The 24,722-nt window shown below is 68.6% G+C and carries 26 protein-coding genes; 14 read left to right on the forward strand and 12 right to left on the reverse strand.

Annotated elements, in window-relative coordinates:
- Window positions 1-56 precede the first annotated feature (56 nt).
- Window positions 57-653 carry a TetR/AcrR family transcriptional regulator gene (locus tag IEX71_RS06025; protein WP_188836090.1) on the forward strand — a complete coding sequence of 199 codons (597 nt, stop codon included), beginning with the start codon at window positions 57-59 and terminating at the stop codon, window positions 651-653.
- Between the two features lie 530 nt (window positions 654-1,183).
- Here the strand turns inward: IEX71_RS06025 and IEX71_RS06030 are convergent.
- The 3 genes from IEX71_RS06030 to arsM form a co-directional block, all read right to left on the reverse strand.
- Window positions 1,184-1,582, reverse strand: a complete 399-nt coding sequence (locus IEX71_RS06030) for an arsenate reductase ArsC (RefSeq protein ID WP_188836091.1) — start codon at window positions 1,580-1,582, stop codon at window positions 1,184-1,186.
- Window positions 1,579-2,628 (reverse strand): ACR3 family arsenite efflux transporter, encoded by a 1,050-nt coding sequence (gene arsB, locus IEX71_RS06035; RefSeq protein WP_308420965.1) that lies wholly within the window; start codon window positions 2,626-2,628, stop codon window positions 1,579-1,581. Before arsB ends, IEX71_RS06030 begins: the two co-directional genes overlap by 4 nt.
- Before the next feature lie 77 nt (window positions 2,629-2,705).
- Window positions 2,706-3,518, reverse strand: a complete 813-nt coding sequence (arsM, locus tag IEX71_RS06040) for an arsenite methyltransferase (RefSeq protein WP_188836092.1) — start codon at window positions 3,516-3,518, stop codon at window positions 2,706-2,708.
- Between the two features lie 99 nt (window positions 3,519-3,617).
- Between arsM and IEX71_RS06045 the strand changes: the two genes are divergently transcribed.
- Window positions 3,618-3,977 carry an ArsR/SmtB family transcription factor gene (locus tag IEX71_RS06045; RefSeq protein ID WP_188836093.1) on the forward strand — a complete coding sequence of 120 codons (360 nt, stop codon included), beginning with the start codon at window positions 3,618-3,620 and terminating at the stop codon, window positions 3,975-3,977.
- Between the two features lie 10 nt (window positions 3,978-3,987).
- Here IEX71_RS06045 and IEX71_RS06050 read toward each other — a convergent pair whose 3' ends face one another.
- Window positions 3,988-4,464 carry a hypothetical protein gene (locus IEX71_RS06050; protein ID WP_188836094.1) on the reverse strand — a complete coding sequence of 159 codons (477 nt, stop codon included), beginning with the start codon at window positions 4,462-4,464 and terminating at the stop codon, window positions 3,988-3,990.
- Between the two features lie 136 nt (window positions 4,465-4,600).
- Between IEX71_RS06050 and IEX71_RS06055 the strand changes: the two genes are divergently transcribed.
- Window positions 4,601-5,854, forward strand: coding sequence for an MFS transporter (locus IEX71_RS06055; protein WP_229749514.1), 1,254 nt, complete (start codon window positions 4,601-4,603; stop codon window positions 5,852-5,854).
- Between the two features lie 131 nt (window positions 5,855-5,985).
- Window positions 5,986-7,143, forward strand: coding sequence for a lactonase family protein (locus IEX71_RS06060; protein ID WP_188836095.1), 1,158 nt, complete (start codon window positions 5,986-5,988; stop codon window positions 7,141-7,143).
- A 63-nt stretch (window positions 7,144-7,206) separates the two neighbouring features.
- Here IEX71_RS06060 and IEX71_RS06065 read toward each other — a convergent pair whose 3' ends face one another.
- From IEX71_RS06065 to IEX71_RS06075, 3 genes are all read right to left on the reverse strand, one after another.
- Window positions 7,207-9,492: a heavy metal translocating P-type ATPase gene (locus tag IEX71_RS06065; protein WP_373284568.1), complete on the reverse strand. Its 2,286-nt coding sequence runs from the start codon at window positions 9,490-9,492 to the stop codon at window positions 7,207-7,209.
- Window positions 9,493-9,554: 62 nt separating this feature from the next.
- Window positions 9,555-10,502, reverse strand: coding sequence for a DUF8832 domain-containing protein (locus tag IEX71_RS06070; protein WP_188836096.1), 948 nt, complete (start codon window positions 10,500-10,502; stop codon window positions 9,555-9,557).
- Window positions 10,499-10,768, reverse strand: coding sequence for a heavy-metal-associated domain-containing protein (locus IEX71_RS06075; protein WP_188836097.1), 270 nt, complete (start codon window positions 10,766-10,768; stop codon window positions 10,499-10,501). Before IEX71_RS06075 ends, IEX71_RS06070 begins: the two co-directional genes overlap by 4 nt.
- 177 nt (window positions 10,769-10,945) lie before the next feature.
- Between IEX71_RS06075 and IEX71_RS06080 the strand changes: the two genes are divergently transcribed.
- From IEX71_RS06080 to IEX71_RS06090, 3 genes are all read left to right on the forward strand, one after another.
- Window positions 10,946-11,944, forward strand: coding sequence for a GNAT family N-acetyltransferase (locus IEX71_RS06080; protein ID WP_188836098.1), 999 nt, complete (start codon window positions 10,946-10,948; stop codon window positions 11,942-11,944).
- A gap of 24 nt (window positions 11,945-11,968) precedes the next feature.
- A complete protein-coding gene (gene rocD, locus IEX71_RS06085; protein WP_188836099.1) occupies window positions 11,969-13,192 on the forward strand; it encodes an ornithine--oxo-acid transaminase in 1,224 nt (407 codons plus the stop codon).
- Window positions 13,193-13,270: 78 nt separating this feature from the next.
- The gene (locus IEX71_RS06090) at window positions 13,271-14,590 is read left to right on the forward strand and encodes a lipase family protein (protein ID WP_229749515.1); all 1,320 of its coding nucleotides are present in this window, start codon (window positions 13,271-13,273) and stop codon (window positions 14,588-14,590) included.
- A gap of 19 nt (window positions 14,591-14,609) precedes the next feature.
- Here the strand turns inward: IEX71_RS06090 and IEX71_RS06095 are convergent, their stop codons facing one another.
- Window positions 14,610-15,278: a class I SAM-dependent methyltransferase gene (locus tag IEX71_RS06095; protein WP_229749516.1), complete on the reverse strand. Its 669-nt coding sequence runs from the start codon at window positions 15,276-15,278 to the stop codon at window positions 14,610-14,612.
- 82 nt (window positions 15,279-15,360) lie between these two features.
- Between IEX71_RS06095 and IEX71_RS06100 the strand changes: the two genes are divergently transcribed.
- Window positions 15,361-16,632: an MFS transporter gene (locus IEX71_RS06100; RefSeq protein ID WP_229749517.1), complete on the forward strand. Its 1,272-nt coding sequence runs from the start codon at window positions 15,361-15,363 to the stop codon at window positions 16,630-16,632.
- Window positions 16,633-16,645: 13 nt separating this feature from the next.
- Here the strand turns inward: IEX71_RS06100 and IEX71_RS06105 are convergent, their stop codons facing one another.
- Window positions 16,646-17,122, reverse strand: a complete 477-nt coding sequence (locus IEX71_RS06105; protein WP_188836100.1) for an aminoacyl-tRNA deacylase — start codon at window positions 17,120-17,122, stop codon at window positions 16,646-16,648.
- Between the two features lie 17 nt (window positions 17,123-17,139).
- Window positions 17,140-18,138 carry a zinc-dependent alcohol dehydrogenase family protein gene (locus tag IEX71_RS06110; RefSeq protein ID WP_188836101.1) on the reverse strand — a complete coding sequence of 333 codons (999 nt, stop codon included), beginning with the start codon at window positions 18,136-18,138 and terminating at the stop codon, window positions 17,140-17,142.
- 142 nt (window positions 18,139-18,280) lie between these two features.
- Here IEX71_RS06110 and IEX71_RS06115 point away from each other — a divergent pair, with 142 nt between their 5' ends.
- Window positions 18,281-18,865 (forward strand): TetR/AcrR family transcriptional regulator, encoded by a 585-nt coding sequence (locus IEX71_RS06115; RefSeq protein WP_188836102.1) that lies wholly within the window; start codon window positions 18,281-18,283, stop codon window positions 18,863-18,865.
- Between the two features lie 22 nt (window positions 18,866-18,887).
- On the opposite strand, the gene IEX71_RS06120 is transcribed toward IEX71_RS06115, so the two are convergent.
- Complete coding sequence (locus IEX71_RS06120) at window positions 18,888-19,307, reverse strand: hypothetical protein (protein ID WP_188836103.1); 420 nt, start codon at window positions 19,305-19,307, stop codon at window positions 18,888-18,890.
- Window positions 19,308-19,449: 142 nt separating this feature from the next.
- On the opposite strand from IEX71_RS06120, the gene IEX71_RS06125 reads away from it, so the two are divergent.
- Together IEX71_RS06125 and IEX71_RS06130 are read left to right on the forward strand one after the other, a co-directional pair.
- Complete coding sequence (locus tag IEX71_RS06125; RefSeq protein ID WP_188836104.1) at window positions 19,450-20,781, forward strand: lipase family protein; 1,332 nt, start codon at window positions 19,450-19,452, stop codon at window positions 20,779-20,781.
- Window positions 20,782-20,800: 19 nt separating this feature from the next.
- Window positions 20,801-21,094, forward strand: coding sequence for a YrhK family protein (locus IEX71_RS06130; protein ID WP_188836105.1), 294 nt, complete (start codon window positions 20,801-20,803; stop codon window positions 21,092-21,094).
- A 14-nt stretch (window positions 21,095-21,108) separates the two neighbouring features.
- Here the strand turns inward: IEX71_RS06130 and IEX71_RS06135 are convergent, their stop codons facing one another.
- Window positions 21,109-21,894 carry a glucosamine-6-phosphate deaminase gene (locus IEX71_RS06135; protein ID WP_229749518.1) on the reverse strand — a complete coding sequence of 262 codons (786 nt, stop codon included), beginning with the start codon at window positions 21,892-21,894 and terminating at the stop codon, window positions 21,109-21,111.
- 70 nt (window positions 21,895-21,964) lie between these two features.
- Here IEX71_RS06135 and IEX71_RS06140 point away from each other — a divergent pair, with 70 nt between their 5' ends.
- From IEX71_RS06140 to ald, 3 genes are all read left to right on the forward strand, one after another.
- Window positions 21,965-22,852: a MurR/RpiR family transcriptional regulator gene (locus IEX71_RS06140; RefSeq protein WP_188836106.1), complete on the forward strand. Its 888-nt coding sequence runs from the start codon at window positions 21,965-21,967 to the stop codon at window positions 22,850-22,852.
- A gap of 76 nt (window positions 22,853-22,928) precedes the next feature.
- Window positions 22,929-23,459: a GNAT family N-acetyltransferase gene (locus IEX71_RS06145; protein WP_188836107.1), complete on the forward strand. Its 531-nt coding sequence runs from the start codon at window positions 22,929-22,931 to the stop codon at window positions 23,457-23,459.
- A gap of 120 nt (window positions 23,460-23,579) precedes the next feature.
- A complete protein-coding gene (ald, locus tag IEX71_RS06150; RefSeq protein ID WP_188836108.1) occupies window positions 23,580-24,695 on the forward strand; it encodes an alanine dehydrogenase in 1,116 nt (371 codons plus the stop codon).
- The last annotated feature ends 27 nt before the right edge of the window (window positions 24,696-24,722 follow it).

The raw sequence follows: 24,722 nt of genomic DNA on the forward strand, positions 1-24,722 counted from the left end.
GGATCACTGTAACTAGCATTTGTCCATATGGACAAGTCAAATGGACAAGGATTGTGATGCCTGAATCTTCCCGACGTGGCCCTGGGTCCGAGGCAACGCGCGAGAAGCTCAACGCGGCGGCGGCAGAGTTGATCGGTGAGCTGGGCTGGGGCCGGGTGACGACGCGCGCCGTCGCAGAGCGGGCTGGGGTGCCGCACGGCGCAGTCAGCTACCACTTCCGCGGTAAGCAGGAATTGCTGACCGAGGCGTGTCTGGCGGCGTTCGGCAATGCGGTGCCGTTCGAGGAGTTCGCCTCGCTCGGCGGTATCGACGACCTGATCGACTTCATTGCCGTCGAACTCGAGCAGGGACTCGCGGACAACACAGTGCTCACGCGGTTGATGTTCGAGGCGATGCGTGAAGCGGAACGGGACGACAGACTGCGAGAGCGACTGCAGGCGATGATGGCCGACTACCGGCAGGCGGTGGTGACGTTGGTCCAGGCGGATCAAGCGCGTGGAGTGCTGTCCCCGGCATTTTCCGCCGAAGGGGTGGCAATCATGCTCGCCGCCGTCGGTGACGGACTGTTGCTACATGCCCTCCTGGACCCGGGCCTCGACATACGCGGTGGGCTGACTGCACTCCGCACCGTGCTCACCGCCTCGCAGGGCTGACCGGGCGCGGCCGTCGCTTCGTGAGGATGATCCGGCTCGCGCTGATCGCAGAGACGACCACGGGCTGTCTCGAGGGCGGTGAACCACTCCTGGGCGCGACGCGCTGCCCTTCACATTCGCCGCCGAACAGCGCACGGTGGACGGTATGGATACGCACTACGGAACCAACCGAACGGAGCCGGCTGCGTCGACGCCTGCACCGGCGCCGCCGCAGCCGCCCACCCCACAGGAGCCGCAGCCGCCCGACCCTCCACCGTCACCGGCTGAGCCCGGACCGTTTCCGGACCCGCCCGGACCGCAGCCGGAGCCACTGCCATCGGGTGACACCTGGCCGGACCACCGGCGGCGATCCAACCGATCGGGACAACCGTGTCCGGCTCCAGCTCGGAGTTCAGGTGTACGACGCTGTTGATCCGCAACTCGCACCGCTGCCCGATCACCGAGCCGGGGAACACCGACACATCTCTGCACCGTATGACGACCGAACCTCCCATGCCTGAGGCATCGCGCCTCGCCGTCGGCGTGGAGCCTCAGCGCTCGAGCAGTTCAGCGATCAAATGCTCGACACACGAGCGGATCTCGTCGCGTACCTCCCGCACGACGTCGAGCGGTTGCCCGGCCGGGTCGGTGAGCGGCCAGTCCACGTAGCGCTTGCCGGGGAAGTAGGGGCAGGTGTCGCCGCAGCCCATGGTGACCACGACGTCGACACCTTCGACGAGATCCGTTGTGAGCAGCCGGGGTCGGGCAGTGGCGATGTCGATCCCGACCTCGCTCATCGCCGTGATCGCGGCGGGGTTGAGCTGATCGGCGGGCTCGGTGCCGGCCGAGTAGATCGCGATCCGGTCCGCGGCGAGGTGCCGCAGCCAGCCGGCTGCCATCTGGGAACGTCCGGCGTTGTGGACGCAGACGAACAGAACGGCCGGCCTCATGCGACCTCCTGGGCGGTGGCGGATGTGTTGGTCGCCGGCGCGATGCGCCGCCGGATCGCGAGGGCGACATACACCAGGGCGACGAGGACGGGAACCTCGATGAGCGGGCCGACGACACCGGCGAGAGCTTGCCCCGACGTCGCACCGAAGACGCCGATGCACACAGCGATCGCGAGCTCGAAGTTGTTGCCTGCGGCGGTGAACGCCACGGTCGCCGTCTTGGCGTAGCCGAGCCCCATACGGTGTCCCCAGGCGAAGCTGACGCCGAACATCAGCGCGAAGTAGCCCAACAGCGGCAAGGCGATCCGGACCACGCTCCACGGTTGGGTGGTGATCGTGTGCCCCTGCAGGGCGAAGAGCACGACGATCGTGAAGAGCAGTCCGTAGAGCGCCACCGGTCCGATCTTCGGCAGGAACCGCTGCTCGTACCAGTCGGTGCCCTTGGCGCGCTCGCCGAAGGTCCGGGTGAGGAAACCGGCGACGAGCGGTATGCCGAGGAAGACCAGCACGGAGACCACGATCGTGCCGATGGAGAAGCCGGCCTCGACGGTGTCCAACCCGAGCCAGCCGGGCAGGACCTGCAGGTAGAACCAACCCAGGACCCCGAAGGCAAGGATCTGGAAGACCGCATTGATGGCGACCAGCACCGCGGCGGCCTGCCGGTCACCGCAGGCGAGGTCGTTCCAGATGAGCACCATCGCGATGCACCGCGCCAGCCCGACGATGATCAGCCCGGTCCGGTAGGCGGGCAGGTCGGGTAGGAAGATCCACGCCAGCGCGAACATCAGCGCCGGGCCGATGAGCCAGTTGAGGACCAACGATGTCGCCAGCATGCGGCGGTCACCGGCGACGCGGTCCAGCCGGTCGTAGCGGACCTTCGCCAGCACCGGGTACATCATCAGCAGCAGGCCGATCGCGATCGGCAGGCTGACCGACCCGACCTGCACCGCATCCAGATGGCCCGCCAGGGACGGGATCGCCCGGCCGAGCACGATGCCCAGCACCATGGCGGCGATGATCCACACGGGCAGGAAGCGGTCGAGCATCGACAGCTTCGCCAGCACGGGTGCGCTGTCCTCCTCGGCGGATGTGGATGTATGGCGCAGGTCGGTGGCCGCCACGCTCAGGCTCCCTGCACCGGCTTGACGGCGCGAACGAGCGCGGAGTGCATTCCCGGAGCGGCCTCGTGGGTGAATTCGACTACGGCGTCGGCGAATCCGACCGCCGCCAGGCCGTCGAGGTATTCGGAGCGGGACAGTGCGCCGGCGATGCAGCCGACATACGACCCGCGCTCGGCACGGTCGGCCGGTGTCAGGTGGTCCTCGGCGACGACGTCCGAGACGCCGATGCGGCCTCCCGGTGCGAGCACGCGGAACATCTCGGCCAGCACGGCCGGCTTGTCGGTCGACAGGTTGATGACGCAGTTGGAGATGACCACGTCGACGGAGCCGTCCGGCAGCGGAACGTCCTCGATGGTGCCCTTGAGGAAGTCCACGTTCGTGACTCCCGCCCTGGCCTTGTTGGCGTTGGCCAGCTCGAGCATCTCGTCGGTCATGTCGACGCCGTAGGCGTGCCCGGTCGGCCCGACGCGGCGCGCGGACAGCAGCACGTCGATGCCACCACCCGAGCCGAGGTCGAGCACCTTCTCACCTTCGTGCAACTCGGCAACCATCATCGGGTTGCCACAGCCGAGGGACGCGGCGACGGCCTCGGCGGGCAGTTCGCCCTGCTCGTCCGAGGAGTAGAGGGACGCGCCGAACGCGTCGTCGACTTCACCGGTGCCACCGCAGCACGAGCTGTTCTCACTTGGTGCGCAACAGGATTGGTCTGCATCAACAACTGCCAGGGCGTCGCGGTCGCCGCGTGTCACGGCCGTTGCCGCGGCGGCATACCGGGAGCGGACCTGCTCCTGGAGCTCATTGGTCTGTTCGGTCACGACATTGCCTCCTGCGAAAGAACCTATTGAAGAACTTCGATATGAGCATCGTGCCGCACGTATCGACGTTCGTCAATGCATCAGCGTAGAGTAGTTGCCATGACCACCAGGACGCAGCTTCCGATCGCCTCCGCGGGGATCGCCTCGTGCTGTTCGCCACTCACGGGCGGCGTGCTCGACGAGGAGTCGGCGCAGCAGCTGGCGCGGGTCTTCAAGGCGCTGGGCGATCCGACCCGGGTGCGTTTGGTGTCCCTCATCGCAGCGGCCGACGACGCCGAGGCGTGCATCTGCGATCTGACCGATCCGGTGGGCCTGAGCCAGCCGACCGTGTCCCACCACATGAAGCTGCTCGTCGACGCCGGCCTGGTGACCCGTGAACAGCGCGGGAAGTGGGCCTACTACCGGCTGGTGCGGGAGACGTTCGACGCGCTGCGGGGAGCCATCAGCCTCGATCGATGAGGCGGCGCACTCAACCGCGCGCGATCGCCAGCGCGATGCCGACGGGAATGCTGACCAGCACGATCGCGAGCACGGCACGGTAAACCATCACCAGCAGTGACCGTCCGGCTCCACGGCCGGCGAACAGGAACAACACCAGGGAGATCGCGAGCAACACCGATCCCAGCACCATGAGCCACAGCTGGTCGGTGACCGTTCCGGCGATGACGCCCGCGTTGCCGAGGTTCCACGCCAACAACTCGGCCCATGGAGTGCGCGTCACGCGCTCGGCCGGGACCACTGCCGCCTGGCCGACGCCGACCACGATCTGCGCAATGCCGCAGACCAGCACGAGGTAGGCGACCGCCCAGGTCGCGTGCTCGGAGGGTGCGTGCGCGGTCGCGGCCGCCAGGAGGCCGCCGCCCACGATGCACACGGCGCCGATGGCGGCGAACGGCGAGGCCCTACGCCACTGCTCGGCGGTCGGTGGGCTGACCAAGTTCTTCACCTCTGCAGAGTAGATATCGACGGCCGCAGTCAGCGCTCTGGGATGGCCCGACGGCCTGATCGCACTGGCGGGCCCGCGAACAAGCGATGGATCGAACGTTCACCAGTCACTCAGCGCAGCGGTGAACACTGAAAGGGTGACACGTGCGGCGAACGGCTCGGCCTCGGCCGGCACGCCCGGCCCGAACCAGCTGACACCGATGCGCTTCGTCGTCGGGTTCGGTGTGGTCGCCGGGCTGGGCGATTTCGTCTACGAGGGCGCGCGTTCGGTCGTCGGGCCCTACCTGGCCACCTTCGGAGCGAGCGCCGCGGCCGTCGGCCTCGTCACCGGAGCAGGGGAAGCCGTGGCGCTGCTCTTCCGGCTGGTGTCCGGACCCCTGACCGACCGGACGCAACGACCCTGGCCGATCACCATCGCCGGCTACGCGATCACGATGGTCGCCGTCCCGCTCCTCGCGGTCGGGCAGCTGCTCTGGCAGGTCGTGATCCTGGTCATCGGCGAACGCTTCGGCAAGGCCGTCAGGAGTCCGGCCAAGGGCACCATGTTGGCCGCCGCCAGCAGCAGCATCGGCCGTGGGCGGGCCTTCGCCATACAGGAGGCGCTCGACCAGGCCGGCGCCGTCGTCGGCCCACTGGTCGTCGCCGCGATGGTGGCCATCTCCGGATACCGCCTCGGCTTCGCCGTGCTCGCCATACCGGCTGCTGCGAGCCTGGTGGTGCTCGCCGTCCTCCGCCTGCGTGCTCCGCACCCGGAGGCGTACGAGACGGTGACCGCCGACGGCCAGGAAACGAAAAACGTTGGGGAGCAAGGAGGTCGGCCACAGCTGTCGGCTCGCTTCTGGGGCTACAGCGCCTTCACCGCGCTGACGATGCTCGGCTATGCGACGTTCGCGGTGCTGGCGTTCCACCTTCAGGTGCGGCACGTCGTGCCGACCTACGAGATCCCGATCATCTATGCGGCCGCCATGGGCGTCGACGCGGTGGCCGCGTTGGGATCCGGATGGATCTACGACCGCGTCGGCCTCCGCGGACTGGTGGTGCTGCCGATGCTGGCCGCGATCGTGCCTGCGTTGTCCTTCTCCACCGACGTAGCGCTGGTGTGGGTCGGCGCCCTCGTCTGGGGTGCGGCGATGGGGGTGCACGAGTCGACCATGAAAGCCGCCGTCGCCGACCTCGTCCCACCGAGCCGGCGCGGTTCCGGCTACGGCATCTTCGCCGCGGTGTACGGCGTCGCCTGGCTCGCCGGATCCGCCGCGATCGGTGCCCTGTATGACGTGTCGGTCACCGCGATCGTCGTCTTCACGACGGTGGCCCAACTCGTCGCACTGCTCGCGTTCTTCGCATTCCTCGCGGGCGGAGACGACGCCCGCGGAAATCGAACGGTTCTGTAAGCCCGACAAGCGGTGCAGCCGGCCGGCGGTACGACTGTTCCTGGAGCTGTTGTCGACGCTCACGACGGATCATCCCCGCGCCCGAGACGACAGCGTCACCACTTCGTTCACCGACTGCAAAAGGACCTGTCATGAACTCCCTCACCAAGCTCGCGGTCACCTTCGGAACCGTCGCCGTCACCGGCGTGCTCGCGGCCGCTCCGGCGACCGCGACACCCGGCCACACCGGCGCGCCATACGGCCAAAGCTCAAGCCGCGGAGTCGTTTTCGTGCAGAACGACGATCTCGCCGGCAACACGATCGTCGCCTACGACCGCACCTCCTCCGGTGGGCTGGCCCAGGCGGGGTCCTACCGCACCGGAGGGGTCGGCGGCGTGCTGTCCGGCTCGGTCGTCGACCACCTCGCCAGCCAGGGGTCGCTCACCTACGACCGATCGTCCGGGTCGCTGTATGCCGTCAACGCGGGCAGCAACACCCTCACGTCGTTCCGGGTCTCTGGTGACCGCCTCGCACGTCGCCAGGTCGTCCCCACGGGCGGGCGGTTCCCGGTCAGTGTCGCGGCGCACGGCAATCTCGTCTTCGTGCTGAACGCCCGTGACGGCGGTTCGATCTCGGGCTACCTGCGTGTCGGCGCCCGGCTGCTGCCCGTCCCGGTCTGGCACCGCGAGCTGCATCTGAACACCTCCGCCCCGGGGCATGCCGATGAGTTCACCTCGACGCCTGGCCAGATCGGCTTCACGCCGGACGGGCACACGCTGCTGGTCTCGACCAAGAACGGCGGCAACACCCTCGAGGCGTTCCCGATCGGACTCTTCGGGCCATCGGCGCACCCGGTCGTCACCTCCTTGCCGGGGAAGGTGCCCTTCGGCTTCTCCTTCGACGCCAGCGGCCACCTCGTGCTCAGCGAAGCCGGAACGAACAGCGTTGCCACATTTGCGGTTTCACGCAGCGGACGGGCAGCAGCACTGGACTCCGCCACCACCGGACAAGCGGCCACGTGCTGGATCGCAACGATCGGCAACAAGGTCTACGCGTCGAACGCCGGCAGCGCGAACCTGTCGCGCTACACGACGTCATACAGCGGCACCCTGACCAGTCACGGCGTGACCGCCACCGACCCGGGCACCGTCGACGCGGCGGCGTCGTCCGACGGCCGTTACCTCTATGCGCAGACCGGCGCCCAGGGGATCGTGGACGCCTACCGGGTCCAGGCGGACGGCGCGCTGACGAGGACCGGCTCGGTCACTGTGCCGAACGCTGTCGGAGCCGAAGGGATCGTCGCGCTCTGAGCCGTCGCCCTCCCCCTCGTCTCGTATGGCGCAGCGCCATACGAGACGAGGGACGCGGTGGTCTCACTCGGCAAGTGACGAACGAAAACCCCTGAGCCGCAGGCTGTTCGCGACGACCGACACCGAGGAGAACGCCATGGCGGCACCCGCAAGCATCGGGTTGAGCAGGCCGGCCGCGGCGATCGGGATCGCGATCACGTTGTAGCCGAACGCCCAGAGAAGGTTGCTCTTGATCACGCCGAGCGTGCGACGCGACAGCCGGATCGCGTCACCCGCCACCCGCAGGTCGCCGCGCACCAGAGTGAGGTCGCTCGCCTCGATGGCGACGTCGGTGCCGGTGCCCATCGCCAGACCCAGATCGGCCTGTGCCAGAGCCGCTGCATCGTTGACGCCGTCGCCGACCATCGCGACGACGCGACCTTCGGACTGCAGCCGCTTGACCACGTCGACCTTGTCGGCGGGCAGGACCTCGGCGAAGACGTCCGCCGCATCGATGCCGACCTGTCCGGCCACGGTGCGCGCCACACGTTCGTTGTCGCCGGTCAGCAGGATCGGGCGCAGCCCGAGCCCGCGCAGCTGGGTGATCGCCTCCGCGGAGGTGTCCTTCACCCGATCGGCGACGACCAGCACCGCCCGTGCCCGACCGTCCCAGCCGACAGCGACCGCGGTCTGCCCGCGGTCCTGAGCGTCGTCGAACGCCGTCTGCAGGTGATTGTCGAGGTGCTGCGACCACTGTGCGAGCAGTTGCGGACGACCCACGAGAACGGCGTGCCCGTCCACGATGCCCTGCACGCCGAGTCCCTCGATGTTGGCGAAGCCCTCGACCGTGCCGAGCTCGCCGGCTTCTCGGGCCGCGTCGGCGATGGCGCGCGCGATCGGGTGCTCGGACGCGTCCTCCAAGGAGCCCGCCATACGCAACACCTGCGCGGTCTCCTCGCCATCGGCGGCGGCGGTGTCGGCGAGTGTCATCGCACCGGTCGTGACGGTGCCGGTCTTGTCCAGCACGATCGTGTCGATGGTGCGGGTCTGCTCCAGCGCCTCCGGTCCCTTGATGAGGATGCCGAGCTGGGCTCCTCGCCCGGTGCCGACCATCAGCGCGGTCGGAGTGGCGAGACCGAGGGCACAGGGACAGGCCACGATCAGCACGGCGACGGCCGCGGTCAGTGCGCCCGCCGCGCCGGCGCCGGTGCCGAGCCAGAAGCCGAAAACGGCTACGGCGACGGCGATCACGGTCGGCACGAAGATGCCGGAGATCCGGTCGGCGAGCCGTTGGACGGCCGCCTTCCCGGTCTGGGCGTCCTCGACCAGCTTGGCCATCTGGGCCAGTTGGGTGTCGGAGCCTACGCGGGTGGCGCGTATGACGAGCCGGCCGGCTGCGTTGACCGTCGCACCGACGACCGCGTCGCCGGGGGAGACTTCCACGGGCACGGATTCGCCGGTCAGCATCGACGCGTCGACTGCGGACCGGCCCTCCTCGACGACGCCGTCCGTGGCGATCTTCTCGCCGGGCCGGACGACGAAGCGGTCGTCAACGGCCAACTGCGACACCGGGATCCGTTGCTCGGTGCCGTCGCGCAACACAGCGACGTCCCGGGCGCCCAGGTCGAGCAGCGCACGCAGGGCGGCACCGGCATTGCGCTTGGCGCGATGCTCCAGGTAGCGGCCGAGCAGGATGAAGGTGATGACGCCGGCTGCGGCTTCGAAGTAGATGTTCGACGTGCCGTCGGTGCGCTCGATGGTCAGCTCGAAGGGATGACGCATGCCCGGCATGCCGGCATCGCCCCAGAAGAGCGCGTAGACCGACCAGGCGAACGCGGCGCCGGTGCCCAGTGACACCAGGGTGTCCATGGTCGCGGCACCGTGCCTGAGGTTGACCCAGGTCGCCTTGTGGAACGGCAGCGCGCCCCAGACCACGACGGGCGCGGCGAGAGTCAGCGACAACCACTGCCAGTTGTCGAACTGCAAGGCCGGGATCATCGCCATCGCGACCACCGGGACGGAGAGTATGGCGGAGACGATCAGCCGGGTGCGCAGATCGCGCACAGCCGAATCCGCTGCAGTTTCCTCGGTGTTCGGGTGGTCGGCGTCATCCGCCTCCGGTGGCTCGGGCAGCTTGGCGCCATACCCGGCGGACTCCACGGTGGCGACCAGGTCGTCCGGGGTGACGGTCTCGCCATACGTGACCTTGGCCTTCTCGGTGGCATAGTTGACCGTGGCGGTCACACCGTCGAGCTTGTTGAGCTTGCGCTCGATGCGGTTGGCGCACGAGGCACAGGTCATGCCGGTGAGCAGCAGCTCGACATCGGTGCCACTGGTCGACGGCTGGGTCGTGTCAGTGGTCATGCTCATGCCGGTCCCCTCGTTCCTCGGGTGCCGCCATGAGCTCTGCTCCTTCTGGTCGCTCGCTTCGCTCACTCATGGTCGCCTCCTTCTGTTCCATTGTCCTCGCCCGGTGTGTGCCCGGTGCTGCCGCGTGCGTCGAGCGTGAACTGCGCGGTGTGCACCTTGCCGTCGACCCGGAAGTCGAGGAAGAGGTGGTAGCGCGACGCGCTCGGCACCTCCGCGCCGAAGCCGATCTCCGGGCCCGGCTTCGTCCTGCCGTCGCCGGGCTCGCCGTCCGGGTGCACGTGCAGGTATGCCGAATCCCCTTCGCGCAGTGCGACCAGGTGCCCGTACGCGCCCAGATGGGGCTGCAGGTCGGTGACCGGCTTGCCCGCCTTGGTGACGCGGAAGTCGAGCATCGAGTGCTCACCCGCCGTCAACGAGCCGGTCGCGGTGACCGTGTAGCCGTCGACCTGCGCGGTGCGGCGTGGCTGCGGCATGGACTGCCGGCCAGGGTCGCCGGGCACGGTGACGTCGCTGGCGAGGGTGAGGTTCTTGCCGCCGGTCGGCACGAAGTCCGTGTAGATGCGCCACGTGCCGGACATGAGATCGAGCGGCACCGACCACCTTCCGGTCGCCGTGTCGAGGGTGGGGTGGACGTGCTGGAAACCGCTGAAATCGCGCCGCACCGCGATCAGGTGCAGCTTCTTATCGTGCGAGGTCTGGTATGCCGTCACCGGCTTACCGTCGGGTCCGAGGATGCGGAAGGTCACGCGCTGTTGTCCGCCGTGATGAACGGCGGGGACGAGGTCCAGGGTGTAGCCCTGCCGGCTGGCGATAACTCCTTGCGGCAGGCTCGTGGGTTCGGTCATGTTCATCCCGTCGTCCATCGTGGGCTTGGTGGTGGAGTGCGCGGAGTGGGACGGGTGCGTGGCCGTCGGTGATCCGGTGTCGACCTGACCACCCACGGTGTAGCCGCCGCCGGCCAGGAGCAACAGTCCGGCGCCATACGCACCGAGGCGGGTGGGGGTGTTCATGCCAGCGCGTAGCCGGCCTCACGCACCGCGGCTTCCACCGTGTCGCGTGCGACTGGCTCGTCGGAGGTGAACGTCAGCACCCCGGAGGCCAGGTCGACGTGCACGTCGCGGACGCCGTCGATCGCGCCGACCTCCTCGGTCACCGAGGTCACGCAATGCCCGCACGTCATACCGGAGACCGTGTATGACGTCGCGTCGATCGAGACCGGCGGTGTGGTGTCGATCGTGTCGGTCGTCTGGGTGCCGCAGTTGCAGGAAGTGCACATGGTGCGTCCTCTCGGTGGAGTGTCGTCGAAGTTGCGGCGGGTCGTGATCGCAACGGCATACCCCCCAGGGGTACGTTCAATGTATACCCCCACTGGGTATATAGCCGCAAGTGGGTGGCGCGACCAGAGCGGAAAATCTGCTGCGGTGAGCATCGTCCAACGGCCAAGATCAGCGGTATGACGACAGAGCGCACCGCCGGCGCCGACTTCGCCGGGCTGGGGTTGGACCCGAAACACTTCCCGGGCTGGGACGTGCGAGCGCTCCAACTCACCGACGCCGCCGATGTCGCGGCTGCAATGGCGGCATCCCAACTGCACGACACGGGCGAGGTGGCCATCGAAGAGGCCGACATCCTGGGCGACTGGCATCGGCCGTCCTTCGACGTCGGCGCGAGCACCGTCGGGGTCTTCACTGCGGAGGGCGAGCTCGCGGCATACGCCGAATACCCGGGCCACGACCGCTATGACGCGACGGTCGAACCCGACCATCGCGGAAGGGGTTTGGGCACCGCGCTGGTCCGGTGGGTCTGCGCCCGCGCGGGCGCCGCCGGAGCGAAGATTGTCGGAATGCCGGTGCCGCAAGGCTCCACGGGCGAGCAGTTGCTGCGAGGGCTCGGGTTTGCCGAGCGCTGGACGTCGTGGTCGCTGAGGCTGCCTGCGCACGTTCGCCTGCCGCAACTCCAGCTACCGGAAGGCCACCGGATCAAGAACGCCACGTCGGCGCACGATCGGCACGCGGCATACGACGTCATCGAGGACGCCTTTCTCGAGTGGTCCGACCGTGAGAAGGACCCGTACGCAGACTTCGCCGCACAGACCTATGAGCGTCCCGGCTTCGCCGACTGGCACATGCGCGTCGTATGTCGCGACACCGCGGATGGCGAAAGCGTTGTGGGCGCTGCGTTTTCGATCATCGACACCAATAGCGGTGCGCTCTTCGTCGACCGGCTCGCAGTTCGCGTCGATGCACGCGGCCAGGGGTTCGCGCGCGCACTGCTCGCCGACGTGTTCTCCATCGGGCTGGACCGCGGCGCCACCGGCTGCGAGTTGTCGACCGACTCCCGGACCGGTGCACTCGGTCTCTACACCGGCCTCGGCATGGAGGTCACGAACACCTGGGTCAACCTCGCCGCATCACTGAGGCCCCGGATCGGGTCGGACGCCGCCCCAGGATGACCCACGTCCGGCATGCTGGGAGGCATGACGACAGCGAATGTGAAGAACACCGCGGCGATCGAGGTCGACGAGACGTATGTCGCGCACAACTACCATCCGCTGCCCGTTGTGGTCGCAGAGGCGGCCGGGGCCTGGGTCACCGACCTGGACGGCAAGCGCTACCTGGACTGCCTGGCGGGCTACTCCGCCCTCAACTTCGGCCACGGCCACCCGGAGCTGCTCGCGACCGCACATGGCCAACTGGACCGGGTCACCCTGACCAGCCGTGCGTTCCACAACGCCGAGCTCGGACCGTTCTGCGAGGCGCTGGCGACGCTCGCCGGCAAGGACATGGTGCTGCCGATGAACACCGGCGCCGAAGCGGTCGAGACCGCCATCAAGGTCTCCCGGAAGTGGGCGTACGACGTCAAGGGCGTCCCCGCCGATCAGGCGAACATCGTTGTCGGACAAGGGAATTTCCACGGGCGGACCACCACGATCGTCGGGTTCTCCGACGACCCGGGTGCTCGTGACGGGTTCGGCCCGTTCACACCCGGGTTCCGCTCGGTCCCGTATGGCGACCTCGCCGCCCTCGACGCTGCGATCGACGAGAACACGGCTGCGGTGCTGATGGAGCCGATCCAGGGCGAAGGCGGAGTGATCGTGCCTCCGGAAGGCTTCCTGCGCGAGGTCCGGGAGCTCACCACGCGCCGCCGCGTGCTGTTCGTCGCCGACGAGATCCAGTCCGGGCTCGGCCGCACCGGCACGACGTTCGCCTGCGACCTGGAAGAGGTCGTGCCCGACATCTACATCCTCGGCAAGGCGCTCGGCGGCGGCATCGTCCCCGTGTCGGCGATCGTCGCAAACCACGACGTGCTCGACGTCATACATCCCGGCAACCATGGCTCGACGTTCGGCGGCAACCCGCTCGCCGCCGCCGTCGGTCACGCGGTGGTCGACCTGCTGGCGACGGGGGAGTACCAACAACGCGCAGCTCGGCTCGGGCAGCGGCTCGACGAGGGTTTGCGCGCGCTCATCGGTCAAGGAGTTCTTGCCGTCCGTGCTCGCGGACTGTGGGCCGGCGTCGACGTCGACCCGGCACTGATGTCCGGCCGCGAGCTGTGTGAGCGGCTCGCCGCCCGCGGGGTCCTCGCGAAGGAGACGCATGGCTCGACGGTCCGGCTCGCGCCGCCGCTGGTCATCGAGGAGGGCGATCTGGACTGGATGCTCGAGCAGATCGGTGCTGTCATCACCGGGCGAACCGACTGACGACAGACGCACCACGGCTATTACTCGGTGGTAACTTTGGCGCGCCCAGCACACTCCGACCACCCTCAGGAGCAGCCGATGAAGCACTCGATGATCCGCTCCGTCGCAGCCGTCGCACTGACTTTCACGGCTTCCGCCGCAGGCGTCGGCGTGGCACCCGTCGCGCATGCGACGACCACCGACCCGTTCTTCACTTACACGGGAAGCGCGCCGCTGTCGTCGTACAAGCCGGGTGCAGTGCTCAAGACACGGACGCTGTCCTATCACGTGCTGGGCATCCCGACGCCGGTGAAAGCGGTCCAGATCCTCTACCGCACTATCGACGCGCAGGGACGGCCGACGGCCAATGTCACCTCGATCCTGAAGCCGATCGATGGCGGTGACCCGGCCAAAGCCGTTGCATACCAGTCCTATTACGACTCCGGAAACCCCGCAGACGGCCCGTCCCGGGCGATCGCCGGCGACGTGCGTCTCGGCAGCGCGCTCTTCGACACCGAGACGCTGCTGATCGTGCCGCTGCTGACCCAGGGCTACTCGGTGATCATCGCCGACACGGAGGGGCAGACGGCCGACTTCCTGGCCGCCCCGGAGTACGGCACCAACACGCTGGACTCGATCCGTGCGACGACCCACGCTGCGGCGACCGGGCTGAACACCAGCACCCGGATCGGAATGATCGGCTACTCCGGGGGCTCGGTGGCCACGACCTGGGCGGCGCAACTCGCGCCGACCTACGCGCCGGACGTCGACAAGCAACTCACCGGTGCCGCGGTCGGTGGTGTCGTCGTCGACCCGGCCCACATGACGGAGTACGCGAACGGCAGCCTGCTGTGGGCGGGTGTCATGCCGACGATGATGGCGACCACCGCCCGGGCGTATGGCGTCGACCTCTCGCCATACCTCAGCGACTACGGCAAGCAGGTGTTCCCGAAGCTGAGCCACGAGGCGATGGTCAACGTCCTCGGCCGCTACCCGTTCCTGCGCTGGCAGCAGCTCTTCAAGCCGCAGTACTCCACCCTCCAGTCGATCCCGCCGCTGGCCCGCACCCTCAACAGGATCAACATGGGCACGGCCCCGACGCCGACCGTGCCGATGTTCCTGGGTCAAGGGGCGAACGGCGCGCTCGAGGGCACCCTCACCAACAACCGACCGGGTATCGGCCCCGGCGACGGCATCACCGTCACCGGCGACGTGCGAGCACTCGCGCGGCAGTTCTGCGCCGACGGCAACAGGATCAGCTACAGCCAGTACGACCTGCTGAGCCACAACACCGCCGAGCCGGGCTGGGCGGTCCAGGCCCTCGGCTGGCTCAACGACCGGTTCGCCGACAAGGCCGCGCCGTCCAGCTGCGGCCACATCGCACCCGGAAACTCGTTGGCGCCGCTGCCGACCGACTGAAGCGACGCGGCAGGGGAGCTCACTCGTCGCGTTGCGCGACCAGCACCACCGCCGGTCCGGCTCCGTCCGGCGGGGTGAGCCGCAGCTCCGCGGTCGGGCGCAGGCCTGACGTGCGCAGCAGCTCCACCAGCGGCTCCGGCCGCCAGCGGTGCGTGGTCCAGTGCACGGGCACTGCGCCATACGCCTCGCTGCGCTGGACGTCCTCGTCGCCGACGTGGGTGGCGACGATGAACTGCCCGCCCGGCCGCAGTGCTTGCGCGCAGTGCGCGAGGACCGGCGGCACGAGCTCACGGGGGAGGTTGAACAGCGACCACCACGCGAGGATCCCGCCGTGCGACGCCGGCGCGAGGTCGAGCTCGGTCCAGGAGCCGACCTCGAAACGGCACTGCGGGTGTCGCTGCCGTGCGTTGGCGATCATCCGCGGTGACAGGTCTATCCCCGAGACGTCGACTCCGCGCTCGGCCAGGTATGCCGTCACCGTGCCCGGGCCGCAGCCCACGTCCAGCACGGGACCGATGCCGGAGACCTCATCGGCGAAGATGTCGATCGCGGAGCGCAGCCACGGCTGCCGGCGTATGTCACCCATGCCGTCGGTGACGACCATCCGGGCGTAGTTGTCGGCGACGGCGTCATACGAGGCCCGCACGGTCTCGAGGTCGGCGGGATGGCGCAGGGGCGATGGGTTCACGAGTGCTCGATTCGGGAGGCCGGCCGTGGGATGAGCCAGTCAAGCGGGCACCACCGACAGTGCAACCTCTAGAGTCGCGACCGTGACCCCCGACCACGCGGACGCGAGGCCCGGCACGGCCGACGCGAGGCTGTCGGCCAACTTCTGGCGGCTCTGGACCGGTGAGTCGGTGTCGTCGTTCGGGGTCTACGTGACGCTGCTCGCGCTGCAGGTGCTGGTCCTGGTCACGCTGCACGGCGACGCGCAGGATGTCGGCTGGGTCAACTCCTGCCGTTGGCTGCCCTACCTGCTCTTCGGCCTGCTCGCCGGCGCCTGGATCGAGCGCCGGCGACGCCAACCCGTCATGATCGCGACCGACCTCGCCTGCGGCGTGCTGCTGGCCGTCATACCTTTGGCCTGGGTGCTGGACCGGTTGTCCGTGCCGATGCTGCTGGTGATCGTCTTCCTGTATGGCGCCTCGGCGCTGTTCAACGATGCCGCCTCGATGGCGGTGATGCCGCGCATCGTGTCCCGTGCCCAGTTGCAGCGTGCGCACGCTCGACTCGACGGCTCCTCCGCAGTGGCCCAGACGGCCGGACCGGCACTGGCCGGTGTGCTCATCCGGGTGCTCGGCGCTCCGTTCGCGGTGCTGGTCGACGCCGCGGCATACATCTTCTCCGCCGGCATGATGGCGACGCTACGTTTGGGCGAAAGACGTTCTGTCCGAACGATGTCCAAGACATCGGTCCGCCAAGACATCCGTGAGGGCGTGCGCTGGATCTACGGCGGTCCGACCCTGCGGTCGTTGGCCATTGGCACCCACGTCTGGTTCGCAGCCAACGCGACCCTCGGAGTCGTCGTGCCGACCTACGCACTGCAGACGCTGCGCCTGTCGGTGCTGCAGTTCAGCATCACCAGTGCGGTCGCTGGGGTGGGCGCGATCGTCGGCGCCGTCATCACCACGTGGGTGGGGCATCGACTCGGGACGGGACGCACCGTCATCGCGACCCATCTGGTGTCGATCGTCGGCGTGCTCGTGATGGCGCTCGCCGGGCTGGGCGATGCGGGTTGGCCGGCGGCGCTCACGCTGGCAGCGGGGCAGGGACTGCACGGTGTGGCGATGGGCATGGGCAACTCGCACGAGACCGGCTACCGGCAGGCCGTGACCCCCGATGACCTCCAGGCCAGGACGAACATCACCATGCGCGCGTTCAACCGCGCGGTGATCGTCGTATTCGCCCCGATCGCAGGGCTTTTCGTGACACTCGGCGGGACGCGCGCATCCCTGATGGTCGCCGCGGGCATCTTCGGAGTCGCCGTCTGTGTGCTCGCGTTCTCGTCCTTCCGCGACGCGGACATCACCGCGCACCACTGAAGCACGCGCGGGGCTACTCGTCGATCGGCTCCGTCACGTCGGCGACGTCGGCGTCCAGCGCCCGTATGACGTCCTCGGCCGGCGCGGTTGCCGAGACTCCGTGTCCGCCGGCGCCGATCGAGATCGTCCCGGTCACCCGCGAGTCGGCGATGACCGGCCACGCATGCAGGCAGCCGAACGGCGTGATCGTGCCCCGCTCGTAGCCGGTGACCTCGAACGCGGTCGCCGCATCCGGCATCGAAAGCCGTTTGACGCCAAGCAGATCGCGCAGCTTCGGCCAGGAGATCCTCCGGTCGCCCGGCACGAGGACGAGGAGGTAGTCGTCCTCGTCCCGGCGTACGACGATCGTCTTGGCGATCTGGGCAGGCTCGATCCCTCGCACGGCAGCCGCCTCCGCGAGCGAACCGACCGGGCCATGCCGCACGATGTCGCAGGCGATGCCGGCAGCCGCGAGCGCCGCGGCCGCGCGCTCTTCACCGGTCTTCGTCACAGCTGTCCTCCTCGGGGTCACCGCCCATCATGCCCGGCCGTGGTGAGCACGATCTTGCCGATCTGTCCGCCGCGCTCCAACTCCTCGTGCGCCGCGACGACCTGATCGAGTGGGAAGACCTTCGCGACCGTCGGCTGCAATGCACCACTGCGCAAGCCGGCCCCCAGAAACGCCGCGATGCGTCGTACGACGGCGGGATCGAGGACGTGCTCGAAACTCATGTAGCGGTAGATGGTCAGCGGCGCGTTCTGCGGCATCGAAGCCGGGCGCGGATCGAGCCATCCCACGGTCAGCAGGGTGCCGCCGGGCCGTGCGGCGGTCGCGAGCTCGGCCAGTCCGGGTCCCATCACCGAGTCGATGATGATGTCGACCCCGACGCCGCCCGTGTGAGCGCGTGCCGCGTCGGGGATCGCTTCCTCGTCACTGACGATGACGTGCGCCGCGCCGGCCGCGAGGAGGGCCGCCTTCTTGTCGGTGTGGCGCGTGACGGCCAGCGGGATCGCACCGAGCTGGTTTGCGATCTGTATGGCGGCCAGGCCGACCGAGCTCGAGGCCGCCGTGATGAGGACGGTGTCTCCGGGCCGCATGCCGGCCTTCTCCACGAGGGCGCCATACGCCGTGGAGTACGAGACCCACAGCGCCGCCGCGGCCACCGGATCCAACCCATCCGGTCGCGGGACGACCCGCTCGGCAGGTACCACGGTGTGATCGGCATACGTGCCCCGCACGTCCATGTCGGGGACGGCGGTGATGATGACGGCGTCGCCGACGGACACCGAATCAACCTCTGCGCCAACGGCATCCACGACACCGGTGCCTTCGCAGCCGATCCGTGCGTGCGGCAGGCGGAACGGTCGCGGGAACGCACCCGAACGCATCATCGAGTCGAGCCGGTTGATGCCGGCGGCCTCGATGCACACCCGGACCTCGCCGGGGCCCGGGTCGGTCAGTGGTTCATCAGCGAGCTGGAGGACATCGGGTGTCCCGGTGCGATCGAAGACGACGGTGCGTGTCATGACGAGATGGCTCCTCGTGTGGAGGGTGTGGTGGGCGAGGCGTTGTCGGCTACCATCGGAACGAAAGCGGGACAGCGTCACGCTTAAATATACGGGACGCTGTCCCGTTTAACAACGGATGCCCTCGGAAGGAGATGTCGCGATGCCGAAGAGCACGACTCCGGCGCCGCCGCGGGCGAAGCGCGCCGATGCGCGGCGCAACGAGAAGTCGCTGCTGAACGCCGCCGCAGAGGTGTTCGTCTCCTCCGGCGTCGAGGCTCCGATCCGTGACATCGCAAAGGCGGCCGGCGTCGGCACGGCGACAATCTATCGCCACTTCCCGACCCGCGCGGAGTTGATCATCGCCGTCTACCGACACCAGGTGGATGCGCTCGCCGAAGACGGTCCGCGCCTGCTGCGCGAGACCGACAACGCGTACGACGCCCTCCGGACCTGGGTCGACCGGTTCGTCGACTTCCTGGTGACCAAGCACGGTCTCGCCGCGGTGCTGCAGTCGACCGACACGTGTTTCGACCCGCTGCACGACTACTTCCTGGACGGCGTGGTGCCGGTCTGCTCACACCTCCTCGATGCGGCCAGAGAGTCGGGCGAAGTCACCTCCGAGATCGACGGCATCCACCTGATGCGGGCGATCGGCGGCCTGTGCGCGGGCGCCACCGATGCACACGACTACGACGCGCGGGCGATGGTCGACCTGCTGGTCACCGGCCTGCGCGCGAGAGTCTGAGCCGCGTATCCGGCGCGTCGGTTCACAGGGCGGTGAGCAGCACCAGCACCACGGTCGTCACCGCGAACATGCCGTGCACCAGGACGGCCGGCGGTGGCAGATGGTCCTCCGCGGCGTGCCGCGGTCTGTGCGCGTGCCGACCACGAGTGATGTTGCCGGCCGCGAACCAGAGGCCGAACATCGTCAGGCCGAGTGCCGCGACACAGACCAGCACGCCGAGCGCGACCCAGGGCAGCGCTCGTGCACCGCTGATGAGGTACCAGACCCAGATCGCCAGGCCGACCGCAGCGAGCCCGGCGTGGCCCAGGATCAGTGGTGGTGCGAAGCGTGACTCGCGTCCCTCGGTGCCTTTCTGGAGGCCACCCTTGGCTACCCAGGTCGTGAGAAGGAAGGCGCCCATCGACGCGGCAAGCACCCAGGTGACCAATGCGGCGATGCTCACGAGACCCTCCTGATGCCAGTCCGGTTCGGGCTACTGGACAGGTGGAACAGCGGTCGGCCCGTCGCCGCTGGTCTGAGGCTACCCCGGTACTTGGGGAAGCGTGCGGTTGACAAAGTGATAGTGCAGGTTGAACTATCTGCGCATGCGTTCTGCGATGAGCCGGCTCCTCGCGGTCCTGTCGATACTGCTCCTGCCGGCGGGTTGTTCCCGCAGTGGATCGTCGCCCTCGTCGCCGGTGCCGGACGACTCGAGCGCGGCCGGGGCGTCGAGCGCGCCACCGGCCTCCGGTGCATCGCCCGCGGCATACCGACCGCAGCAGTTCCACGGATCGCCGGCCAACTTCTACGTCCCACCGAAGCCGATGCCGAAGGTCGCGCACGGGACTCTGCTGCGTTATCAGCGGACCAAGCTGACGATCCCCGGCGGCACCGCATGGAAGGTGATGTACGCCAGCACCTCCCTGGCCGGCAGAAGCATCGCCGTCACCGGGATCGTCGTGGTGCCGACCGGCAACGCCCCCGAGGGCGGCTGGAAGCTGATCAGCGTGGCCCACGGCACGACCGGCATCGCCGACGACTGCGCACCCTCGCGGTTCGACGTGCCGGAGAACGTCGACACCACATCGGCATACACGGTCGCCCTCTCGCGGGGCGACTACCGGCGGTTCGCCGAGGACGGCTACCTGAAGGCCGGCTACGTCCTCTCGTTCACGGACTACGAAGGCCTCGGCACGCCGGGGGTACATCCCTATCTCGTCGGCCCGAGCGAGCGCCGCAGCGTGCTGGACGCAGCGCGTGCGGCGCGCCGTCTTCCGCACACGCCGGTGCGGAAAAGCTTTGCGATCTGGGGTTATTCGCAGGGTGGACACGCCGCCGCGTGGGCGAACGACCTGGCCGCCAAGTGGACGCCGGAGCTACACCTCATGGGCAGCGTCGCGGGCGGTCCGGTCAGTGAGCTGAACCTCGTCGCGAACACCCTCGGTTCGACGTCGATGGAGCCGAGCCTCTTCTTCATGATCATCGCGGGGTATGCCGCGGCATACCCCGAGCTGCACCCGTCCGACGTGTTGACCCCTGCCGGCATACGGGTGATGCAGAAGTTCGAGGCGCATTGCGGCGCCTACCCCGGTGCGGTGCGCGGCCAGAAGTTGTCCGATCTGGTCAAGCCCGGCTTCGACTCGAACACGGCGTGGCAACGCAGGCTCGGCGAGAGCAACCCCGGCCAGTACGGGTCGCAGGCGCCGGCGGCCCCACTGCTGATCCTGCACAGCGCCGACGACGAAGTGGTGCCGGCCTTCCTGAGCAAGACGATGCTCGATCGGATATGCCGCATCGGCTGGACCGTCGAACGCCGGATCTACCACAACGGCAAGGGTCACGTCGCCGAGGTGCCGAACGCGATGGCGGACGCACTGCCCTGGATCAATGCGCGTATGGCGGGCAAGAAGCCGGCCTCGAACTGCACGAAGAAGTAGGTCAAGGCAAGGTGGGACCATGCCAGCACAGACTGATCCACCACGCGATGTGACCCTGACGATCGGGCACGAGGAGCTGCGCATCCGCGGCATCTACGAAACCCTGTCCATCACCAACGACTTCCTGGCCGGGGTGCTGTTCGTCGTCGGCAGCATCCTCTTCTTCTGGGAGTCGACCACCGTCACGGCGACCTGGTTCTTCCTGGTCGGCTCGGTGCTCTTCGTCGCCCGGCCGGCGATCCGGTTGGTGCGCCGACTGCATCTGGGGCGCATCGCGGAGGGCGCCCCTGGCGAGTCGGCGCGCGACTTCTGAGTCTCGGGAAGGTCTCAGACTTCTTGGCGGAGAAGGGAATCCGGTGACAACGACGCCGCCGCGGCCTCATCTGCAACGACGAACACGGCGGGGTGCAACTGCAGCCAGGAAGCCGGGCACTCCGCGGTCGGGGTCTGCTCCATCGCCCGTGCCAGCGCCTCGGCCTTGCGCGCACCGGACGCGAGCAACAGGATGCTGCGCGCCTCCAGGATCGTGCCGATGCCCTGGGTGAGCGCCTCGTGAGGGACGTCCTCCGGAGAGTCGAAGAATCGGGCGTTGTCGCGTCGCGTCCGGTCCGCCAACGTCACCGCACGGGTACGCGAATCCACTTGCGAGCCAGGCTCGTTGAAGCCGATGTGGCCGTTGGCGCCGATGCCGAGAATCTGCAGGTCGACCCCGCCGTTCTCCTGCAGCTGACGCTCGAAGTTGGCCGCCGCCGCAGCGAGGTCGTCGGCCTCCGCGCGCGGCACACCGACCTGTCCGTGCGGGATGCCGAGCGGCTCGGCGATCTGCTCGCGGACGAAGGTCGTGTAGCTGCCGGGGTGGTCGGCGGGGAGCCCGACGTATTCGTCGAGGGCCGCCAGCCGGATGTCGTGCAACCGGCCGTCGCTGCGCCGGGCCAGCTCGCGGTAGGTGCTGATCGGAGTGCCACCAGTCGCGACGCCCAGGACCTGGAGCGCTCCGGCGTCATACGCCTGCAGGATCCGCTCGGCGGCGACCTCGCCCAGCGCTGCCTTGTCGGCAACGACCTCTATCTGCATGGTGCGGCGGCCTTCCTCGTTCGTGTAATAGAATTTCATTCTATCCACCGGCTGGTGAAACACCACTCCACAGGTACCGGCGATCGAACGAGCAGCTTCGGAGGTGCGCGTGCACGACAAGTCGGTGACCGCAACCGTCGACGTGTTGCGCCTGCTGGCCGCACGCCGCGACGAGTTGACCCCGGCGCTGCAGCGCATCGCGGACACCATCGCGGGTAACCCGGCGGAGGTCGTGCACATGTCCACCGCGGAGCTGGCCCGGCTCGCCGACACCTCGGACGCCGCGGTCTCCCGCTTCTGTCGCAGTGTCGACGTCGCGAGCTTCCCGGAGCTGCGATCGCTGATCGCAGTGGCGCTCGCGCAGGGCCGGCAGCCGGCGCCCGTGTCGTTGGCCGATGTGCAGCGCAGCAGCGACCTGGCCACGATTGCCCGCGCCGTCCGCAACGCGCACGTGGATGCGGTCGACCTGACCTTCGCGCAACTCGACATCGCGGTGACCGCGCTGGCGATCGAGGCGATCAGCGCGGCCCGCCAGGTCATCGGTTTCGGGGTCGGCGCGGCCGGTGCCGTGCTTACGGATCTGGACTTCAAGCTCGGCCTGGTCGGCGTGCCGGTGACCACGACCACCGACATACATCGTGCCCTGTCGATGACGGCCCGCGCCGGCGCGGGAACGGTCGCGATCGTCATCAGTCATTCCGGTGACACCCGGGAGTGCGTCGAGGTCGCCCAGGCCGGCGTAGAGGCGGGCGTCACCGTCGTCGCGATCACCACTGCTGCCAACTCCGCGTTGAGCAGGGCGTCGACCCACACGTTGCGGCCCGTCGCGCACGAACCGCGGGCCCAGTCCGGCGGCACCGCATCCCGCATCGCGCAGCTGTATGTCGTGGACCTGCTCTACCTCGGCCTGCTGGCACGGGCGCCGCGCGAGGAGGAGGTGGCGGCCGACCGGATGAGTCGTGCCGTCCGCCCGCACCGGGTGAGCTCCGGCAGCTGACAACGTCCTGGCGGCATACCGTGGGTGCGGCAGGTGCCGGCTGCGGCACGCCAGTCGGCTGTGAAGGAGCGCGCACATGCTGGTCGGAGAACACGTGGTGCTGCGGGCCCGCCGGGAGTCGGATGTCGCAGTCCTGCACGAGGAGTTGTATGACGACGTGCCGACGCGGATCCGCGCCGACACGAGGGGCTGGATGCCTGTGGGGCTTGCGGATTCGCCATACGCGGCGCACGGGGCGAGGGTCGAGGCGGCCGAATTCTCGATCGTCGAGCGGTCAACGGACGAGCTCGCCGGCGAGGCGATCCTGTGGCAGATCGACCCGCACAACCGGTCCGCGCACGCCGGTCTCGCGCTGCGACCGCGCTTCCGCGGTCGCGGGCTCGCCGTCGACACCTTGCGCGTGCTGGTCGACTACGCTCTGCGCATCCGTGGCCTGCATCGGGTGCAGCTGGAGATCGTCGCCGACAACGAGCCGATGCTCTCTGCCGCGCAACGGGTCGGCTTCGTGCAGGACGGCGTGTTGCGCGAATCGGTCTGGGTCGGTGGCCGATTCGCCGATCAGATCGTGTTGAGCGTGCTTGCACGAGTCGAGTCGTCATCCGGCTGACGGCGGTGCGGCACGGTGACTACTCTCGAAGTGTGTGCGATGCCGCCACGACGTGACGCTCCTTCGCACGAGGCTGCATGAGAAGGCAGCACGACGATGTCACGAGAAGGAGCCGCACGCATGAAGATCGGAGTCCCCACCGAGGTCAAGGACAACGAATTCCGGGTGGGCATCACCCCGGTCGGCGTCCACGAACTCGTCCGCAACGGCCACGAGGTGCTGGTGCAGCGCGGCGCCGGGGAGGGCAGCTCGATCACCGACGAGCAGTACACCGCCGAGGGCGCCACCATCGTCGAGGCCGCGGACGACGTGTGGGGTGACGCGGAGCTGGTGCTGAAGGTCAAGGAGCCGGTGGCGGAGGAATATCACCGGCTACGTGCCGATCTCACGCTCTTCACCTACCTGCACCTGGCTGCGGACGTGGCGCTGACGCGGGAGCTGATGAGTCGCAAGGTCACCGGGATCGCTTATGAGACTGTGCAATTGCCCTCCGGGATGCTTCCGCTGCTCTATCCGATGAGCGAGGTGGCGGGATGCCTGGCACCGCAGGTCGGCGCGCACGCGCTGCTGAAGGCGCAGGGCGGTGCAGGAGTGCTGATGGGAGGTGTCGGTGGCGTGGCCAGCGCCAAGGTCGTCGTCCTGGGCGCGGGTGTGACCGGACAGAACGCCGCCAACATCGCGCTCGGCATGGGCGCCGACGTCACCGTGCTGGACACCGATCTCGAGAAACTGCGAATGACGTTCTGGCGCTACGACAACCGCGTGCGGCAGATCGCCAGCTCGACCCTCGCGGTGCGCGAGCAGGTGCTCGGCGCCGACCTGGTGATCGGGTCCGTGCTGATCCCCGGCGCACTGACGCCGAAGCTGGTCACCAACGAGATGGTCGCCAACATGAAGCCCGGCTCCGTGTTGGTCGACATCGCGGTCGACCAGGGCGGCTGCTTCGAGGACACCCACCCCACGACGCACTCCGATCCGACCTTCCAGGTGCACGGCAGCACGTTCTACTGCGTCGCGAACATGCCCGGCGCGGTGCCCAACACGTCGACCTGGGCGCTGACCAACGCCACGCTCCCGTATGTCGTCCGCCTCGCCAACCAGGGCTGGCGCGATGCGTTGCGAGCTGATCAGGCGCTCGCGCGCGGGCTCAACACGTATGCCGGCGACGTCGTGTGCGAGCCGGTCGCGCAGGCCCACGGCCTCGAACACGTCGACCTGGCAACGGTGCTCGGGTAGCTCCCTGGTCGGATTGACCGGCATGGC

The sequence above is a fragment of the Flexivirga endophytica genome, from assembly GCF_014640635.1.
Classification (GTDB): Bacteria; Actinomycetota; Actinomycetes; order Actinomycetales; family Dermatophilaceae; genus Flexivirga; species Flexivirga endophytica.

Coding starts and splice junctions, on each gene's coding strand:
- IEX71_RS06075 (WP_188836097.1), bottom strand. CDS start 10,768: ATGTGCACTTCCTGCAACTGCGGCACCCAGACGACCGACACGATCGAC.
- IEX71_RS06060 (WP_188836095.1), top strand. CDS start 5,986: ATGAACTCCCTCACCAAGCTCGCGGTCACCTTCGGAACCGTCGCCGTC.
- IEX71_RS06135 (WP_229749518.1), bottom strand. CDS start 21,894: ATGAAATTCTATTACACGAACGAGGAAGGCCGCCGCACCATGCAGATA.
- IEX71_RS06145 (WP_188836107.1), top strand. CDS start 22,929: ATGCTGGTCGGAGAACACGTGGTGCTGCGGGCCCGCCGGGAGTCGGAT.
- IEX71_RS06090 (WP_229749515.1), top strand. CDS start 13,271: ATGAAGCACTCGATGATCCGCTCCGTCGCAGCCGTCGCACTGACTTTC.
- IEX71_RS06065 (WP_373284568.1), bottom strand. CDS start 9,492: ATGAGCATGACCACTGACACGACCCAGCCGTCGACCAGTGGCACCGAT.
- arsB (WP_308420965.1), bottom strand. CDS start 2,628: ATGCTCGACCGCTTCCTGCCCGTGTGGATCATCGCCGCCATGGTGCTG.
- IEX71_RS06080 (WP_188836098.1), top strand. CDS start 10,946: ATGACGACAGAGCGCACCGCCGGCGCCGACTTCGCCGGGCTGGGGTTG.
- IEX71_RS06110 (WP_188836101.1), bottom strand. CDS start 18,138: ATGACACGCACCGTCGTCTTCGATCGCACCGGGACACCCGATGTCCTC.
- IEX71_RS06115 (WP_188836102.1), top strand. CDS start 18,281: ATGCCGAAGAGCACGACTCCGGCGCCGCCGCGGGCGAAGCGCGCCGAT.
- IEX71_RS06125 (WP_188836104.1), top strand. CDS start 19,450: ATGCGTTCTGCGATGAGCCGGCTCCTCGCGGTCCTGTCGATACTGCTC.
- IEX71_RS06030 (WP_188836091.1), bottom strand. CDS start 1,582: ATGAGGCCGGCCGTTCTGTTCGTCTGCGTCCACAACGCCGGACGTTCC.
- rocD (WP_188836099.1), top strand. CDS start 11,969: ATGACGACAGCGAATGTGAAGAACACCGCGGCGATCGAGGTCGACGAG.
- IEX71_RS06070 (WP_188836096.1), bottom strand. CDS start 10,502: ATGAACACCCCCACCCGCCTCGGTGCGTATGGCGCCGGACTGTTGCTC.
- IEX71_RS06025 (WP_188836090.1), top strand. CDS start 57: ATGCCTGAATCTTCCCGACGTGGCCCTGGGTCCGAGGCAACGCGCGAG.
- IEX71_RS06045 (WP_188836093.1), top strand. CDS start 3,618: ATGACCACCAGGACGCAGCTTCCGATCGCCTCCGCGGGGATCGCCTCG.
- ald (WP_188836108.1), top strand. CDS start 23,580: ATGAAGATCGGAGTCCCCACCGAGGTCAAGGACAACGAATTCCGGGTG.
- IEX71_RS06130 (WP_188836105.1), top strand. CDS start 20,801: ATGCCAGCACAGACTGATCCACCACGCGATGTGACCCTGACGATCGGG.